Below are 16,761 nucleotides of genomic sequence, written 5' to 3' on the forward strand. Positions count from 1 at the left end.
GGGATACTTTAGTTTTATTAAGTGGTGAGAAAAATATGGATTTTAGTCAATCTAACTGCGGGGCTTGCCGCATGGGCGCACCTACAGTTACAGCTGAAGAATACGCTGTCTTGATACAAGAAGTACCAATGTGGGCATCCATTACCATAGATGGTGTACAACAGCTCCAACGAAACTATACTTTCAAAAACTTTGCACAAGCTTTAGCTTTTACCAATGCTTTAGGCGATATCTCTGAGGCCCAGGATCATCACCCTGCTATCTTGACTCAATGGGGCAAAGTTACAGTCACTTGGTGGACTCACACCATTAAAGGCCTGCACAAGAATGATTTTATTATGGCCGCCAAAACAGACACTCTTTTTCTCTAGCTTTAACGCTTTATTGCTCTAGAATAAAACAAAGTGAGTAAGCCATCCATTTCGAGTTAAATATGCTTAAGTTTTTTGAAAATCTAGTTGACCCCTACCCCCCAGAACAACCCTTACAACCACCAAAGGGCGTATGGCGTTTTTGTTGGCATTATTGCTATGGCATGAAGCGCTATATGCTTTTACTAGCGCTAACCGCTGGTGCTTTTGCTGCTATAGAGGTCATGGTATTTGGATTTATGGGCCAGCTTGTAGATTGGCTTAGTGTGCAAGAAAAAGACACATTCCTTACTGATCAAGCCTCCACACTTTGGGGCATGGGTCTATTACTTGTAGTGGTAGTGCCACTGATCGGCCTTCTTAACAACCTAATTCGCATGCAAACCCTGCTACCCAACCTAACTATGCGAGTGCGCTGGCTGGCTCATCGGTATTTATTGCAACAAAGTTTAGATTTCTATCAAGATGATTTTGCAGGTCGCATTGCAGCTAAAGTGATGCAAGGCTCTATTGCAGTGCGGCAAGTTGTAGGCAAGCTGTGCGATACCTTTGCTTATGTAATTGCAGGCCTGTTATCTATGCTAGTGCTTTTAGCTAATACAGATTTACGTATGGCTGCACCCATTGCCATTTGGCTAGTACTTTTTTCTGGCGTAATGGTCTACTTTTTACCTAGATTAAGTAGGATCGCCGAAGATCAAGCTAATAAGCGTGCGGTAATGACGGGCAGAGTGGTAGATAGCTATACCAATATTAGCACTGTAAAGCTGTTTGCTCATACGCAAAAAGAAACTGAGTATGCTAAATCATCCATGAACACTTTCTTAGTGAATGTGTTCCAAATGATGGGCCTGAGCACTTGGATGGATGTCATAGTTACCAGCTTAAATAGCCTGCTTATTTTTGCAACTGCAGCTGTAGATATTTATTTGTGGCTCAATAACAGCGCAAGCTTAGGCATGATTGCGGTGAGCTTAGCTTTGGCTATTCGCTTGCAAGGCTTTTCTGATTGGCTGATGTGGGAAGTGCATGACTTTTTTGAAAGCTTAGGCACAGTAAGTGACGCTATGACCACTATATCTCAACCTCAAAGTGTAATCGACCATAGCAACACATCGCTATCTGTTACTAATGGCCATATCGAATTTCAGGATATTGGTTTTCATTATGGCAAAACACATGGTGTGATTGACCATCTCAACCTACACATTAAAGCAGGCGAAAAAGTAGGCATTGTGGGTCGTTCTGGCGCTGGAAAATCGACTTTAGTAAATTTACTGCTGCGCTTTCATGACTTAAAAAGTGGTAAAATAATGATTGATGGCCAAGATATTAGTCAGGTGACCCAAGACAGCCTGAGAGCGTCTATCGGTATGGTGACCCAAGACACTTCTCTACTGCACCGCTCTGTGCGTGAAAACATTGTCTATGGCAATCCATCTGCTACAGATGAGCAGCTACTACAAGCCTGCAAGCAAGCTGAAGCTAATGAATTTATTGAAGAACTAGAAGACCTCAAAGGTAATCGTGGCTACATGGCCCAAGTGGGAGAGCGAGGTGTGAAGCTTTCTGGTGGCCAGCGCCAACGTATCGCTATTGCCCGTGTGTTACTGAAAAATGCCCCTATATTGGTATTAGACGAAGCTACCTCAGCGCTGGATTCAGAAGTAGAAGCAGCCATTCAAACCAGTTTAAACCGCCTTATGGAAGGTAAAACTGTGATTGCTATTGCACACCGTTTATCTACTATCGCAGCTATGGATCGCTTAGTGATCATCGACAATGGCCAAATTATAGAGCAAGGTACCCACCAAGAGTTACTTAACCACGGTGGCATTTATGCAAAACTGTGGCAACATCAAACGGGTGGTTTTATTGGTTTAGACTGAGCTTAAATTAGAAATGATCCTCCTCTAAAGCTTCATCCGTATCTGGAATAGCAATTTCGGGGCCAGCCATAGGCGCTTGAGTCCATTCTTCACTATCATCTAGCTGCTCTAGCTCATCATCTTCAAGGGCTTCTGCATAATCTTGTGCATCCGGTGCTGCAAACGCAGCAATGGGCGTGCCAATCACACCAGCTGCCAATATGGGTGACTGGTCTTCCACATCTTCTGGGGTCACTTCACGCGAGCGCATACTATTTAACACGGCCAAAGCAATAGCAACAAAGGCAATAGCTATGCCTATAAAATAAACATTAGGGCCTAGGGTCGCCATGGCATAAGCCACCATAATTGGCCCCAGACTTAGGCCAATACCTGAAGCCATCACCATAGCACCACTTGCAGACACAATCTGTTCTGGCGAAAGTCGGTCACTGGCATAGGCAATGCATAACGAATACATAGGCATTACCGAACCACCTACTATAACGATCAGTGGTATATAACTACTGCTAGTGGTGTCCCATATAGAAGCCAGCAAACACAACACCACACCAACAATAGCGTTGATAAGCATGACACCACGACGACCATACTTGTCAGACAACCACCCTATGGGCCATTGTAATAAGAAACCACCCCACAAAAACGACGCCATAAATAAAGCGATTAAACTATTATCAAACCCTTTTGCTAAGCCATATACAGCGCCTAAGCCAAATACTGTGCCATGAGCTGCACCTGTTAAAGCATTGCTCACCACAGCTAAGGGCGAGACTTTGTACAAAGCAAATATAGACATGCTCTCAGACTGATCAAAGGCTGGTGCTGGCCTAGCGGTCAGCAATATAGGCACAAGCGCAAACGAGATAATCACAGAAATAAGAATAAATAATTTTGTACTTGCAGGGTCTGCCACGTTAAGTAAAAACTGACCACTGCCCATGCCTAAGGTCACAACAACCATATAGGCAGATAAAATAGCCCCACGATTTTCGTTACTAGCTCTGTTATTTAGCCAGCTTTCTGTGACCACAAATAAACCAGAAAAACAGATACCTGTTACAAGGCGCATCAAACTCCATGTATACGGATTGATATAGATACTGTGCAATAAAATAGCAATGGATGCAGTGGAAGCTAAAGCCGCAAATACACGTATATGTCCGACTCTTGATACCAACTTAGGTGTTAAAATACTGCCTACCAACATGCCTGAAAAGTAAAACGACATCACTACACCTGTAGTCAATACGTCAAACCCTTCTAAGCTAGCGCGCACACCAAGCAACGTACCTTGGAGGCCGTTGCCTACCATGATAAACCCGATGCCTAACAAAAGTGCCCAGCTGGCTTTTATTTCTTGCAACACGGCGTGTATCTCCACCATAAGTGCTGTTTATTAAGCCGCCACGATACTGCTTTTTTTAACACTTGGATAGAGATAATGCGACAACAAAGTGCCTAATTGGTTTAAAAATTACCATCATGAGCACCGCGCAAAATATGGTTTTTAGCTTATGTAAGCCCTGCGCACTTCTTCGGCAATGATGCCCATACCTTGAGCGATAAGTTGTGGGTTTTGGGCGGCATAATTAATGCGAATGCACTCATGCTGGTGTTGCCAGTCATCAGTAATCCCTACAAAGAAATGATGCCCAGAAACCACAATAACACCCCGATTTTTTAAACGTTCATACAGCGTCTGACTGCTTATAGGCATGTCTTTAAACCACAACCATAGAAACATAGTGCCTTCAGGTTTGTGCATTAAGTAGGGAATGGCCGGATCCATCAACCTATGTAAGGTTTTTTGTGCAAATGCCAGCTGTGCTTCATAGGCTGGACGGATCACCTTTTGACTTAAATCAATTATCTCGCCAGATTTAATCAGGTCTGTAGTTAAAGCTGCACCAAAGCTACCACTGGCTAGGTTGATAATGGCATTCATACCTGCAAGAGTCTGAATGGTTTCTTCATTGGCAATCACAATGCCTGTGCGCACCCCTGGCAAGCCAAATTTAGACAAACTCAAACACACAATAGTGTTGTCATTCCAAAAGGGGGTGGCGGGTGTATAAATTAAGCCTGGAAATGGTAGGCCATAAGCGCCATCTATAATTAATGGTACTTTATTGGCTTGTGCCAGCGCATCCAGCTGCTCAACTTCTTCATCGGTAATGACATTACCTGTGGGGTTAGTGGGCCTAGATACACAGATTGCACCCGTAGATGACCCCACATTCAAATGATCAAATTGCACTCGGTATTTAAATTGGCGCAGCTCCAACTGGTCAATAGTGGGATGGGCTGCAGTAAATAAGTCACCCGCAATACCTGCATCTGCATAACCAATGTACTCAGGGGCCATAGGTAGTTGAATCTGTTTATGAGTGCCGTCTTCAAACTCCCCTGCCAGCATATTAAACAGCATAAAAAATGCCGACTGGCTGCCGTTAGTGAGTGCGATATTATGCCGTGTAATAGGCCAGCCCAGTTTTTTGCTAAATAAGTGAGCTAGGGCATCAATGAGTTGCGAATTACCTTGAGGGGGGTCATAACTGCCAAGAAGCTGCCTAGCAGAAGCTGGATCATTAGCCAAACTTTTAAGACGTTGGCGAATAATGGCTTCAATTTCTGGGATATTAGCAGGATTACCGCCTCCCATCATAATGGTGTCACGACCACTTGAAAGGGCACTAGATATATCATCCATTAAAGTAGTAATGCCAGCATCACCACCAAATTTTTTACCAAACGCAGATAAATTCATAATTCATTTCCAGATAAAATGAGGTTAAAACAAAAGCAACGGATCGCATTGCTTTGCTACACACTAAAGCCACCAAGTGATACTCAATGACTTACTATTAATAAGACATGTTACAGATATTTTTGCCAAAATTCCGCTATGCCAGCACCACCACTAAGCTCATAGGCTTTAAAGCCAAAGTTTTTATATGAAGCTTTGGCAATAGCATTGTTGCCCAGCACTTCTAAAGTGACTTTACATGCATTTTGTGTTTTTGCATGCTCTTCTACTGCGCGCAGTAAAGCGGTGCTCACACCCAGGCCTCTAAAGGCTTCATTGACACATAAGTCATGAATATTAACCAAGGGTTTAGCAGCAAATGTAGAATAACCCCAAAGGCAATTAGTCATTCCCGCACATTCATCGCCAACCCAGGCCAATAAGCTAAAATTCTGCTGTTGTTTGGGTAAGTCTATCAATAAGCGCTGCTTAACTTCTTCTGCTAGCGCTTTGGCGCCGCCCATTTCATCTAGCGCATAATGATTAAGCTGATCAATGAGCAAAGTCATTTGTGTGGGGTCTTGATAATCAACCAAAGTGATTGAAATAGCCTTAGTGTCTGACATAAATCCCCTAAAATAATAAATTACATATAATTAAAAAGAATAAAGAAATTCTTTTTAATTACTTTAAGTTATAAAAAAGTAATGGCATACTGCTCGAAATCAATGGGGCCAATTGAAAAACCAAGTGGTGCCAGTTTAACTTAACAGGAGCGTAATACCATGAGCAGTCTTTTAAAGACTCGTCTTAGCCATCTAAAACAACTAGAAGCTGAAAGTATCCACATCATGCGTGAAGTTGTGGCCGAGTTCAATAACCCTGTCATGCTTTACTCCATTGGTAAAGATTCATCAGTAATGCTACATCTAGCTAAAAAAGCTTTCTACCCAGCCCCACCACCGTTCAAACTATTACACGTGGATACCACGTGGAAATTTAAAGATATGATTAAATTTCGTGAAAAGGCCGTTGCGCAATCTGGCATGGAGCTCATCACTCATATTAATCCTGATGGTGTGGCGATGGATATCAGCCCGTTTACTCACGGCTCCAAAATCCATACAGATATCATGAAAACCCAAGGTTTAAAACAAGCTTTAGACCACCATGGTTTTGATGCGGCCTTTGGCGGAGCTCGGCGTGATGAAGAAGGCTCTAGGGCTAAAGAACGTATATTTTCCTTTCGCTCTAAAGAGCATCGTTGGGATCCAAAGAATCAACGTCCAGAGTTGTGGAATATTTTCAATACTCGAATTAACAAAGGTGAAAGCATCCGAGTTTTTCCCATTTCTAATTGGACTGAACTAGACATATGGCAATACATATATATGGAAAAAATAGACATTGTGCCTTTGTACTTTGCCGCTAAACGCCCTGTTGTAAGGCGCGATGGTATTGACATCATGGTGGATGACGAGCGTATGCCTATTGCAGCCAATGAAACGGTAGAAGATAAAAGTGTGAGGTTTAGGACCCTAGGTTGCTACCCACTTACTGGCGCTATTGAATCTACCGCCAATACCTTGCCCGAAATTATTCAAGAAATGTTACTGGCCAAAACGTCAGAACGCCAGGGTCGCCTCATTGATGCCGACCAAGCTGGATCCATGGAACTTAAAAAAGCGGAGGGCTACTTCTAATGAGCCACCAAAGCCAACTTATCGGACACGACATCCATAGTTATCTAGAACAGCACGAACACAAAAGCCTTTTGCGACTGCTCACTTGTGGCAGTGTGGACGATGGTAAATCCACTCTCATTGGACGTTTATTGCACGACAGCAAACTGGTATATGAAGACCAGCTTGCAGCTGTTAAAAAGGCTTCAGCATCTGGCCAAGGCAACCAAGATAGTGGTGAGCTAGATCTAGCTTTATTAGTTGATGGTTTGCAAGCTGAACGTGAGCAAGGTATTACTATAGATGTGGCTTATCGATATTTTTCTACCAGTAAACGTAAGTTCATCATAGCTGACACCCCGGGGCACGAGCAATATACTCGTAACATGGCTACCGGCGCATCCAACTGTGACCTGGCTATTATCTTAGTGGATGCCCGCAAAGGCTTACTCACCCAAACTAGACGCCATAGTTTTATTGTGTCTTTATTAGGCATTAAGCACGTGGTTGTGGCTGTTAACAAAATGGACTTGGTAGGTTACGACAAAGGCGTATTTGAAAAGATTGAACAAGACTACAAAAATTTTACAAAAAACTTAGATATACCCAATATTCACTTTATACCTGTATCAGCATTAACAGGCGATAATGTAGTTGATAAAAGTACAAAAATGCCTTGGTATCAAGGCCAATCGTTACTAAATTTGTTGGAAGATTTGGACACACAAACAGATCTATCCAAAGGTGATTGGCAGTTGCCTGTGCAATATGTAAACCGATCTGGCTCAGATTTTAGAGGCTATTGCGGCACTATTACTGCTGGTAGCATAAAGCCAGGTGATCACATAAGAGTACTACCATCAGGACACACCAGCACCATAAAAAGCATTGTCACAGCCGATGGTGATTTGCCCCAAGCGTATGCTCCCATGGCCATTACCGTTACCTTAACTCAAGAAATTGATATTTCCCGTGGTGATACCTTAGTGCATGCAAGCAATGCAGCACATACCATCAGCTCTAACCAGTTTACAGCCCACCTAGTGTGGATGGATCAGCAAACACTAAGCCTTACCCGGGACTACGAGTTAAAACTGGGCAGTAAGCGCATTAACGCGCGAATTAAGAAAATCCACCACTTGATCAACGTCAACACACTAGAGCAAAGTTCTGCCAAAACTTTAGAATTAAATGAAATCGGCCTTGTAGAGCTGCACCTAGATGCACCTATTCCAGCTGCAAACTTCAAGCACAGCAAAGGCTTAGGCTCGTTTATTCTAATTGACAAGATAAGCAACGCAACCGCGGCTGCAGGCATGATTGAAGACCTAAACCCTGCCTCCTGCGTCGCAGCCAATGATAATTTAGCAGCTCTGAACCTTCCAAGGGCTAACCAGAAGTTGGCATTAGGTACTGCAAAACAGACGGTTGAATGGGCTATTGGCTTAGGTGGAAACACCTTAGTGACAACCAACTTTGGCCCTCAAGAAGCTGTTTTATTACACATGGTAAGCCAAATTGCTGCAAACACTAAAGTTTTATGGATAGACTCTGGCTACAATATGCCACAAACCTACGCATTTGCAGAAAAAGTGGCTGAGCAACTAAAGCTAAATTTAGTGACATACACGCCAACAGTCAGTGCAGCTAGACGTGATGCCGTTTTAGGGGGTATCCCTACTATTGATGATCCAGCCCACGCAGAATTTACTGAGCAATTTAAATTAGAACCCTTCAAACGCGCCATGGCAGAAATTAGCCCCGATGTATGGCTTAGCGCCTTGCGCCGTGAGCAAAGCCCATTGCGCCAGCATATGAACACGGTAGCCAATGGCCCCAACGGCACTATAAAGGTATCGCCATTATTAGATTGGAGCTTAGAAGACATGCAGGCTTATTTAACGCACCACGGATTGCCCGACGAAACACGTTACTTTGACCCCACTAAAGCTGAAGCAGGCCGGGAGTGTGGCCTGCATGAGCTCAAGAATTAATTCAATGTCGGGTAATAACTAATCTAGTTTACGATGGCATCTGCACTAGTTCAGATACTTCTAGGCTACCACCAATGTCTAAAAACGGACAAGACTTAGTAATGGCTACGGCTGCCTCAATTGAGTCTGCTTCAATAATGGTGAAGCCAGACATTTTAGTGCCACCCTCTTTTGATACACCACCATCTGGAGACACATGGTGGGTATCTTTAAGAGGGTTCATTGCACTAGTGACGGACTCACCTAAACCATTAATCCATTGCATATATTTGGCAAAATGAGCGCGGCCTTCATCAGGTGTTGCTGGTTGATTGCCGCCTAAATAAGTAATGATAAATTGTGTCATGATTAAAATCCAAATAATGAAGTGATTGATACATTGTGCGTGAACAGATAAATATATGCCCTTTCTACACATTGCGTATAAGTCTAGCAGATACCTATATTCAGTGTATATCAAGGTCTGCTAGACTTGTGGTTATGTTAAAAAAATTGCTTATTATTGCTCACCAACCCTCTACCAATACCCAAGCCATGGTAGACGCCTGCCTTAAAGGCACTCTATCAGCAGAAACTTCAGACGTAGTTGTAAGTGTGGTGGCGCCTTTAGAGTGCAGCCCTGAGCAAGTGTTAGAAGCAGATGCGGTGATTATTATCACCACAGAAAACTTGGGTTACATGGCAGGTGCTACTAAAGATTGGTTTGATCGGGTGTATTACTCTGTGCTAGAGCTAAAGCAAGGCCTACCTTTTGCCCTAGTGATTCGTGCAGGCTTAGATGGCACGGGCACAAAGAGATCCATAGCCTCTATTTGCACTGGTTTACATTGGAATTTGGCACAGCCGGTGCTGGTATGTAAAGGGCAATGGCAACCTGCCTTTACCGATCAATGTTTTGAGCTAGGCCAATACATGGCCGCAGGTTTGGATCTAGGCATAGTGTGACGCATGCTTTAACCTAGTCATTAAAAAGCCCGCTTAGCGGGCTTTTTATGTTGTATTAAAAAACATAAATCAATACTTAAAGCACTTGGCTAAGTGCCTCATCTAAAATCGCCACGCTGCGCTTTACATTGTGCAGTTTGTCCAAGCCAAATAGGCCTAAACGAAAGGTGCGAAAACCTTCGGGTTCATCACACACTAGTGGCACACCCGCTGCAATTTGAATACCTAAAGCAGCAAACTTACTGCCATTTTGTATGGCGGTGTCCTGGGTATAGCTAACCACTACACCTGGCGCTCCAAAACCTTGGGCTGCGACGCTTTTTATGCCTTTAGAGGCCAGTAATGCCCGCACGGCGTCACCTAGCTCTTGCTGCTCTTGCTTTACTTTGTCAAACCCATAGGCTTGAGTTTCACGCATTACACTGGCAAAAGCTGCAATTGAATCCGTAGGCATAGTGGCATGGTAAGCATGTCCACCATTTTCATAGGCGGCCATAATGTCCCGCCATTTTTTGAGGTCACAAGCAAAGCTAGTGCTGGTAGTGGTTTCAAGAGCAGCGACACCTCCATCGCCCAGCATGACCAAAGCGCAACATGGCGAACCACTCCAGCCCTTTTGAGGTGCACTAATTAACACATCAACACCCATGGCTTGCATGTCTACCCATAAACAGCCAGAAGCGATGCAATCTAATACAAAAATGCCACCCACAGCATGCACTGCTTGGGTTACTGCTTGGATGTAATCATTGGGTAAAATAATGCCTGCAGAGGTTTCTACATGGGGTGCAAACACCACGGCTGGCTTTTCCTTAGCAATAGTTGCTAATACTTCTTCAAGCGGCGCTGGTGCAAAAGCTTCTTGATCACCAGGTTGAGCTTGGCGTGCTTTAAGCACAGTGGTACTTGAAGCAATGCTACCCATATCTAAAATTTGTGACCAGCGGTAACTAAAAAAACCATTACGTATAGCTAACGTTTTTTTGCCTGTAGCAAATTGGCGAGCTACTGATTCCATACCAAAGGTACCAGAGCCTGGCACTATAGCGACTTGCTGCGCGCTGTACACACTTTTTAAGGTGTTTGAAATATAACGCATATCACCTTGAAAAGACTGCGACATGTGATTCAGGGCACGATCTGTATAAACTACCGAGTACTCTAGTAATCCGTCTGGATCAATATTGGGCAATAAGCCAGCCATTAAGGCCTCCTAAATTTTAAATGTGGATTCTTGGCTCTCATGACAAGGCCTTAAAGAAGAAGCCAGCAATAGTACGTATTGCTGGCTTTAATAACAACTAAGTTGTTAGCGCAAGGTGGCTGCCGAATGGGTTAAAAAGTCCATTAACGACTTGGCAAAACCTCGCATCACCCAAACTTCAAACTGTGGTTGGCTATCAACGTTAGGGTTACGAATCACACTCACACCAATATGGTTAATGTGGCTGTGCTGCACTTGGCCAATAGCAAACTGACCTTCGTCAATGTCCAGTGGTAATCCCCGTGACAACAAAGCACGTGCATCTTCACCAGTAATTAACAACTGAGTTTTACCAAAAGTTTGATCTGTGGCATATACCCCATCGTTATCAGTTAGGTCTGAGCGATCGGTGGTGAGAAAATATCGGTCTCGCCCTGCCCATACCAAACGCTCATTCCCTTGCACTGTGACAAAACCTTGTGCGGGTATCGCCATGCCTGCCATGGCCGCCACTTTAGCATCTACATTTTCGCAGCCCTCAAGTTGCCACATATTGGTGGCAGTGACATCAATGCTCACTGCAGCGAAAGTTTGTGGCATTTCAAAATGCCCATTTAGTGCATTAGCCATTAGCCTTTCACCCTTTCGTTAGTTGGATCAACAAAGTGGTTACTCACCACTTCTACTTCAACGGTTTTACCCTTTACTGGATATGCTGCATAAATGCGCTCACCAATACGGTCTTTACCACCTCTTAAAAAGCCCAGGGCAATAAAGTTGCCAAGCTCTGGGCTATAGGTCATAGAGCTCACCCAGCCTTGCTTGTCTGCACCTGCACTGGCATTAGCATCGACCACCAAAATAGACCCTGTAGAGATAGGTGTGCGTGGGTCAACCGACTTTAAACCAACCAATTGTGGGCGATCTGGATGCACCATGCCCTCTCGGTCTTTCAAATTCTTACCCACAAACCACTTTTTCTTAGACGCCATGCCATCCATGTGTACGTCGCCCAAAGTTACACGTCCATCTAGCTCGGCACCTGTCACGTGACCTTTTTCGATGCGCAAGGCACCTAGAGTTTCTAAGCCATAAGGCACAATATCGTAAGCCTTGCCAGCATCTATGATGGTTTGCCATATGTCAGTTGCATGCTCTGATTCTGCATACACTTCAAAGGCCATTTCACCCGAGAAACTAATACGTAAGAGCACCATTTTGGCGCCGTTATGTTCGGCGTGTACTACACCCATAAATGGGAAAACTTCGTTACTAAAGTCTACCGATGGGAATGCAGCCGTTAAAGTAGCGCGGGCATTAGGGCCTGCAACAGCCATTGCTCCCCATCGCTCGCTCACAGAGCTTACGCGCACTTTTAATTCTGGCCAATCAATCTCTAAGCACCTTTCCAAATACGCCATCACTGGTCCCGCTTTTGCGGTGGTGGTGGTCATAAAGAAACGATCATCTGCAAATCGAGACGTAGTGCCATCGTCATACACAATGCCATCTTCACGCAGCATCACGCCATAACGTGCTTTGCCAACTTTAAGAGTGCTAAACATGTTGATATAAACGCGATCGAGAAATTCGGCGGCATCAGGTCCAACGATTTCAATTTTGCCCAACGATGTCACGTCACAAATACCCACTTTTTGACGCACATGGGCGGTTTCACGCTCGTATGCATCGTCAATGGTCTCACCTGCTTGTGGGTAATACTGTGGGCGCATGTACATGCCTGCTTGCACAAATACTGCCCCCGCATTTTCATGCCATTCTTGCATGGGCGTGCGGCGCACAGGCTTGAAATATTTACCTACTTCACGGCCACCAAAGCCACCCATAGACACGGGCGCAATGGGTGCACGAAAACGGGTAGTGCCTGCTTCAGCAATGCTTATACCACGACATTGAGCCATGATAGCTAACGCATTGACGTTGGACGTGCGGCCTTGGTCATTAGCCATGCCCAATGTGGTGTAGCGCTTTAGGTGCTCTACCGAGACAAAGCCTTCTCGATGAGACTGAATCACATCAGCTGCTGTGACGTCGTGTTGAATATCAACCAGTTGCTTACCTTTAGCAGGCACACTCCATAGTGGCACAATATTAGTTGCACCCTCACGATCTTGTGGCGGCAAAGTAACAGGGCCAGCTTGTTGACCTAATGCAACACAGGCGGCTTGGGCAGCCTCTAGTGCTTGAGAGACCCCAGCTAGCAAACCATTTTCACCTTCGGCAGCACCTACAGAATAGGTGTCTGGCGCTTGATCACCCACCACAAAGGCAGCAATTTTTTTGTCATAAACAGGTGGTTTGCCTCCATGTGAGGCCATTTGAACTTGTGGAGTCCAGCCTCCAGAGTGTGCCAGCACGTCACAAACAACGCCGCGGCGATTGCTTACACTTTGTCCATTGGCGGCTAAGTCTGCAATTTCAATACTGCGCACTGCTTGCCAACCTTTAGCTTGAGTCACTACAGCTTGGGTATGCACTTTGATGCCTCGCAAGGCACAACCATCAAGCAAAGCTTTACTTGGGTATTGGCGACTATCAACTAAAGCAGACACTTTAATACCAGCATCTGCATAGTCAAATGCCGTTTGGTAAGCGCTATCGTTATTGGTAAATACCGCTAACATTTTGCCTGTTGCTGTACCGTAATGGTTGAGCATGCGCCGTGCGCCAGAAGCCAACATCACATTAGGCTTATCGTTGTTGCCAAACACTAGTGGTCGCTCAATAGAGCCTGCGGCAATGATGATTTTTTTGGCTTGCACCTTGTGGTAATTTTGTCTTACTTTGCCATCAACACTTTGATGTGCAGCCAGCATATTGCCATCAAATCGGCCCCAACACACAGTGCGTGTTAATACTTTTACATTGCCAGCTGCATAAAGCGCTGCAATGGTGTCTAGGCGCCACTGCTCTAAGTCAGCATTAGTTTCATTGTTGGCTTCGTTAAGTAACTGTCCACCAAGATCGTTATGCTCATCAAACAACACCACCCGCAAACCACTTTGAGAGGCACTCAAAGCCGCCGCCAAACCTGCGCAGCCACCACCTACTACGGCAACATCACAAAATGATTGAATGCGGTCGTAGATATCTGGATCTGCCACTTTAGGTGGCGTGCCCATGCCAGCAGCTGCACGAATAGAAGGCTCATAAAACTTGTACCATAGGGCTGCTGGCCACATGAAGGTTTTGTAATAAAAACCTGCTGAAAACAACGAACCTGGTAGAACAGCACCCGCAAGACCGTTGATCGACATTAAGTCAAACTTGGGTGACGGAAAGCAGTTTTGAGAAAATACTTCTAAGCCTTGGGTGACAGGTTCCATAGTCGCTCGAGCATTTGGGTCAGCTTTGCCACCTGCTCCAATAGTCACCAATGCACCAGTCTCTTCTGGGCCACTAGAAGTCACACCACGTGGGCGGTGATATTTGAAACTGCGGCCTACCACTTCTACACCATTAGCTAACAGGGCCGAAGCAACTGTATCGCCTGCGCGACCAAGCATAGGTTTTCCATCAAAAGTAAAATTAAGTGTGGCATCGCCTAAACGGCCTTGCCCGTGTCTAAATCCGCTCATGATTGCGCCTCCGGACTTTCATGGGGCAAACCCACCCAAGAAATGTCATGCGTTAACGTGTTGCGCTGCACTTTTAACCAAGCTCGACAGCCAAACGCATGATGCCAATATTCGATGTGTTCACCGGCAGGGTTACTGCGCTCATAAACAAAGGTGTTCCACTGTTCCATGGGTGCGTCATTATCAGGGGTAGTGCGAGTAGCATCCTCACCGTAAGTAAATTCGCTGTGTTCACGTTCGCCACAATAAGGGCAATTAATTCTCATCATGATTAGTGCGCCTTTGGATATGGACCCATACCCTTTTCATCAATCGTGTAGCCTTTAGCAAAACGATCTAAGGTATAAGCTTTGTTAAGTTCGTGGGCTTGGTCATTGGCAATGGTGTGTGCAAAACAATAACCAGAAGCAGGTGTAGCCTTAAAGCCACCATAGCACCAGCCTGTGTTGAGGTATAAACCATCAATGGGGCCTACATCAATAATGGGCGAGCCATCCATTGACATATCCATTACACCACCCCAGTTACGCAGTAGTTTAAGACGAGACAAACAAGGCATCATGGTTAAACCACCGGCAATCACATCTTCAAATACGGGCAAATTGCCTCGTTGTGCGTAAGTGTTGTAACCATCGATGTCACCACCAAATACTACGCCACCTTTGTCTGATTGGGACACATAAAAGTGGCCCGCACCAAAGGTAACAACACCATTAATTAATGGCTTGTAAGGCTCCGTTACAAAGGCTTGTAACACATGACTTTCGATAGGTAGGTGCAGGTCTAGCTTTTCTGCTAAACGACTAGAGCTACCAGCAACCGCCATACCTACCTTTTCTGCATGAATGTCGCCGCGATTAGTTTTTACACCAATAATGCGTTCACCATGCTTAATAAAATCAATCACTTCACAGTTTTGAATAATATCCACGCCCAACTGATCTGCTGCACGGGCATAACCCCAAGCCACAGCATCGTGTCGAGCATTGCCAGCATCTGGTTGTAAAATACCACCCCAAACTGGGAAACGTGTATCGGCACTGCCATCTATAATAGGCTCGCGTGCAAGCACTTCTTCGCGACTGAGTAGCTCAGACTTTATGCCATTTAAACGCATGGTGTTGGCGCGGCGAGCAAAGGTATCGTATTGAGATTTACTGTGAGCAATGTTCATCACACCACGGGGCGAAAACATTACGTTATAGTTTAAGTCTTGGGCCATTTCACGCCACAAGTTCATGCCATGCTCATAAAAGGGTGCATTGCCATCTAACAAATAGTTAGAGCGCACTATGGTAGTATTTCTACCTACGTTACCACCGCCTATCCAGCCTTTTTCAAGGACAGCTACATTGGTAATGCCATGATTTTTTGCTAGGTAATAAGCCGTGGCTAGCCCATGGCCGCCACCCCCAATAATAATGACGTCATAAGTGGATTTTGGCTCTGGATCTCGCCATGCTCGCTGCCAGTTTTTATGGCCTCGCAGTGCGTTCCAAGCGATGTTCAGGGCGTTATATTGGCCCATATTTGCCTCCGCTATTATTGTTTTAGCCACAGTAGCTATAATGCAAAAATTTAATTCACCACCACTTAGAGTGGGATGTTTATCTAGACTTCAAAAAGTAAAATAATTGGACTATAGGGTAGAAGGATAAATCGACACCTTGTGTCGTTTTTGAACACAAAACGACAAAAAATAGGATATATTCGACTTATTGGGTTATTTTCTATTACGATTATAATGATGTGTAACACTTTAAACCTAGTATTGATTACTGAAAATCTGCAGGCTTTTTAATTTAGTTTGATTTTTGTCCATAAGCGTTCATGATAATAATAGATGACAAATTTTACAAAAAACTCAACAAAGCCAATAGATAATGCAGACTCTATATTACCTGTGATCAAGAATGCTATTAATGTTGTTGTGCAAGTGGCTGTGACTCGCCAGGTGGTAGCTTTTAAAATACTGCGCTTTTTACTTTCCATTGAAAAATGCCTATTTAAAACAGGTAAAGTTAAAACCGCTATTTTACCCTATTGGATAAGAATACTTAAATCCCATTGAGTAAAAATTAGCATATATATTAGGCATTTAATCTTTAGTACTCAAGTTTCGGAGTTCAAAACCAACCAATAAAGGTGGATACTTTCTCATTCTAGGGCCTCTTGGCGTAAGGTGAAACTATCCATTTGCAGGGCTTGCGTAAAAAAATCAGGCACAAATCAAATTAAGCACTACACTTATAGTGGGAAGGGTAATTTTCAGACTCATCCCTATGATAAGTACCCTTTAATAAGGGTGCTCTTATTCAATTAACTATA

Annotated in this window: 15 protein-coding genes; 5 read left to right on the forward strand and 10 right to left on the reverse strand. The window is 44.4% G+C overall.

Translation table 11 applies throughout. From position 1 onward, the window contains the following. Window positions 1-35 precede the first annotated feature (35 nt). A complete protein-coding gene (locus ABXT42_RS07175) occupies window positions 36-371 on the forward strand; it encodes a 4a-hydroxytetrahydrobiopterin dehydratase (protein WP_443627470.1) in 336 nt (111 codons plus the stop codon). 62 nt (window positions 372-433) lie between these two features. Beyond that, entirely contained in the window at window positions 434-2,260 is a 1,827-nt protein-coding gene (locus tag ABXT42_RS07180) for an ABC transporter ATP-binding protein (protein WP_443627471.1), read from the forward strand. 7 nt (window positions 2,261-2,267) lie between these two features. On the opposite strand, the gene ABXT42_RS07185 is transcribed toward ABXT42_RS07180, so the two are convergent. The 3 genes from ABXT42_RS07185 to ABXT42_RS07195 all read right to left on the reverse strand — a co-directional run bounded on the left by ABXT42_RS07185 (window position 2,268) and on the right by ABXT42_RS07195 (window position 5,635). Further along, window positions 2,268-3,629 carry an MFS transporter gene (locus ABXT42_RS07185; protein ID WP_443627472.1) on the reverse strand — a complete coding sequence of 454 codons (1,362 nt, stop codon included), beginning with the start codon at window positions 3,627-3,629 and terminating at the stop codon, window positions 2,268-2,270. Between the two features lie 141 nt (window positions 3,630-3,770). Continuing rightward, a complete protein-coding gene (locus ABXT42_RS07190) occupies window positions 3,771-5,030 on the reverse strand; it encodes a valine--pyruvate transaminase (RefSeq protein ID WP_443627473.1) in 1,260 nt (419 codons plus the stop codon). A 110-nt stretch (window positions 5,031-5,140) separates the two neighbouring features. Next, complete coding sequence (locus ABXT42_RS07195; protein ID WP_443627474.1) at window positions 5,141-5,635, reverse strand: GNAT family N-acetyltransferase; 495 nt, start codon at window positions 5,633-5,635, stop codon at window positions 5,141-5,143. Between the two features lie 159 nt (window positions 5,636-5,794). Between ABXT42_RS07195 and cysD the strand changes: the two genes are divergently transcribed. Together cysD and cysN are read left to right on the forward strand one after the other, a co-directional pair. After that, window positions 5,795-6,712, forward strand: a complete 918-nt coding sequence (cysD, locus tag ABXT42_RS07200) for a sulfate adenylyltransferase subunit CysD (RefSeq protein ID WP_443627475.1) — start codon at window positions 5,795-5,797, stop codon at window positions 6,710-6,712. Beyond that, window positions 6,712-8,685 carry a sulfate adenylyltransferase subunit CysN gene (cysN, locus tag ABXT42_RS07205; RefSeq protein WP_443627476.1) on the forward strand — a complete coding sequence of 658 codons (1,974 nt, stop codon included), beginning with the start codon at window positions 6,712-6,714 and terminating at the stop codon, window positions 8,683-8,685. Before cysD ends, cysN begins: the two co-directional genes overlap by 1 nt. Before the next feature lie 28 nt (window positions 8,686-8,713). Here cysN and ABXT42_RS07210 read toward each other — a convergent pair whose 3' ends face one another. Next, window positions 8,714-9,031 carry a YciI family protein gene (locus ABXT42_RS07210; protein WP_443627477.1) on the reverse strand — a complete coding sequence of 106 codons (318 nt, stop codon included), beginning with the start codon at window positions 9,029-9,031 and terminating at the stop codon, window positions 8,714-8,716. Window positions 9,032-9,165: 134 nt separating this feature from the next. Between ABXT42_RS07210 and ABXT42_RS07215 the strand changes: the two genes are divergently transcribed. Further along, window positions 9,166-9,630, forward strand: a complete 465-nt coding sequence (locus ABXT42_RS07215; protein ID WP_443627478.1) for a flavodoxin family protein — start codon at window positions 9,166-9,168, stop codon at window positions 9,628-9,630. Between the two features lie 76 nt (window positions 9,631-9,706). Here the strand turns inward: ABXT42_RS07215 and ABXT42_RS07220 are convergent, their stop codons facing one another. The 6 genes from ABXT42_RS07220 to ABXT42_RS07245 all read right to left on the reverse strand — a co-directional run bounded on the left by ABXT42_RS07220 (window position 9,707) and on the right by ABXT42_RS07245 (window position 16,425). Continuing rightward, a complete protein-coding gene (locus tag ABXT42_RS07220) occupies window positions 9,707-10,834 on the reverse strand; it encodes an aminotransferase class V-fold PLP-dependent enzyme (protein ID WP_443627479.1) in 1,128 nt (375 codons plus the stop codon). Between the two features lie 105 nt (window positions 10,835-10,939). Further along, window positions 10,940-11,464, reverse strand: a complete 525-nt coding sequence (locus tag ABXT42_RS07225) for a sarcosine oxidase subunit gamma (protein ID WP_443627480.1) — start codon at window positions 11,462-11,464, stop codon at window positions 10,940-10,942. After that, the gene (locus tag ABXT42_RS07230) at window positions 11,464-14,433 is read right to left on the reverse strand and encodes a sarcosine oxidase subunit alpha family protein (RefSeq protein WP_443627481.1); all 2,970 of its coding nucleotides are present in this window, start codon (window positions 14,431-14,433) and stop codon (window positions 11,464-11,466) included. The genes ABXT42_RS07225 and ABXT42_RS07230 overlap by 1 nt, the downstream gene beginning before the upstream one ends. Continuing rightward, complete coding sequence (locus ABXT42_RS07235) at window positions 14,430-14,702, reverse strand: sarcosine oxidase subunit delta (RefSeq protein WP_443627482.1); 273 nt, start codon at window positions 14,700-14,702, stop codon at window positions 14,430-14,432. The genes ABXT42_RS07230 and ABXT42_RS07235 overlap by 4 nt, the downstream gene beginning before the upstream one ends. Before the next feature lie 2 nt (window positions 14,703-14,704). Then, complete coding sequence (locus tag ABXT42_RS07240) at window positions 14,705-15,961, reverse strand: sarcosine oxidase subunit beta family protein (protein WP_443627483.1); 1,257 nt, start codon at window positions 15,959-15,961, stop codon at window positions 14,705-14,707. A 269-nt stretch (window positions 15,962-16,230) separates the two neighbouring features. Continuing rightward, complete coding sequence (locus tag ABXT42_RS07245) at window positions 16,231-16,425, reverse strand: DUF2061 domain-containing protein (RefSeq protein WP_443627484.1); 195 nt, start codon at window positions 16,423-16,425, stop codon at window positions 16,231-16,233. Window positions 16,426-16,761 lie beyond the last annotated feature (336 nt).

Source organism: Candidatus Njordibacter sp. Uisw_002, assembly GCF_047730155.1.
GTDB lineage: Bacteria > Pseudomonadota > Gammaproteobacteria > Pseudomonadales > Balneatricaceae > Njordibacter.

Bases quoted from the DNA above. Each gene is read 5' to 3' on its own strand.
- ABXT42_RS07225 (WP_443627480.1), bottom strand. From the start codon at position 11,464: ATGGCTAATGCACTAAATGGGCATTTTGAAATGCCACAAACTTTCGCT.
- cysD (WP_443627475.1), top strand. From the start codon at position 5,795: ATGAGCAGTCTTTTAAAGACTCGTCTTAGCCATCTAAAACAACTAGAA.
- ABXT42_RS07215 (WP_443627478.1), top strand. From the start codon at position 9,166: ATGTTAAAAAAATTGCTTATTATTGCTCACCAACCCTCTACCAATACC.
- ABXT42_RS07195 (WP_443627474.1), bottom strand. From the start codon at position 5,635: ATGTCAGACACTAAGGCTATTTCAATCACTTTGGTTGATTATCAAGAC.
- ABXT42_RS07220 (WP_443627479.1), bottom strand. From the start codon at position 10,834: ATGGCTGGCTTATTGCCCAATATTGATCCAGACGGATTACTAGAGTAC.
- ABXT42_RS07230 (WP_443627481.1), bottom strand. From the start codon at position 14,433: ATGAGCGGATTTAGACACGGGCAAGGCCGTTTAGGCGATGCCACACTT.
- ABXT42_RS07235 (WP_443627482.1), bottom strand. From the start codon at position 14,702: ATGATGAGAATTAATTGCCCTTATTGTGGCGAACGTGAACACAGCGAA.
- cysN (WP_443627476.1), top strand. From the start codon at position 6,712: ATGAGCCACCAAAGCCAACTTATCGGACACGACATCCATAGTTATCTA.
- ABXT42_RS07210 (WP_443627477.1), bottom strand. From the start codon at position 9,031: ATGACACAATTTATCATTACTTATTTAGGCGGCAATCAACCAGCAACA.
- ABXT42_RS07240 (WP_443627483.1), bottom strand. From the start codon at position 15,961: ATGGGCCAATATAACGCCCTGAACATCGCTTGGAACGCACTGCGAGGC.
- ABXT42_RS07190 (WP_443627473.1), bottom strand. From the start codon at position 5,030: ATGAATTTATCTGCGTTTGGTAAAAAATTTGGTGGTGATGCTGGCATT.
- ABXT42_RS07175 (WP_443627470.1), top strand. From the start codon at position 36: ATGGATTTTAGTCAATCTAACTGCGGGGCTTGCCGCATGGGCGCACCT.
- ABXT42_RS07180 (WP_443627471.1), top strand. From the start codon at position 434: ATGCTTAAGTTTTTTGAAAATCTAGTTGACCCCTACCCCCCAGAACAA.
- ABXT42_RS07245 (WP_443627484.1), bottom strand. From the start codon at position 16,425: ATGGAAAGTAAAAAGCGCAGTATTTTAAAAGCTACCACCTGGCGAGTC.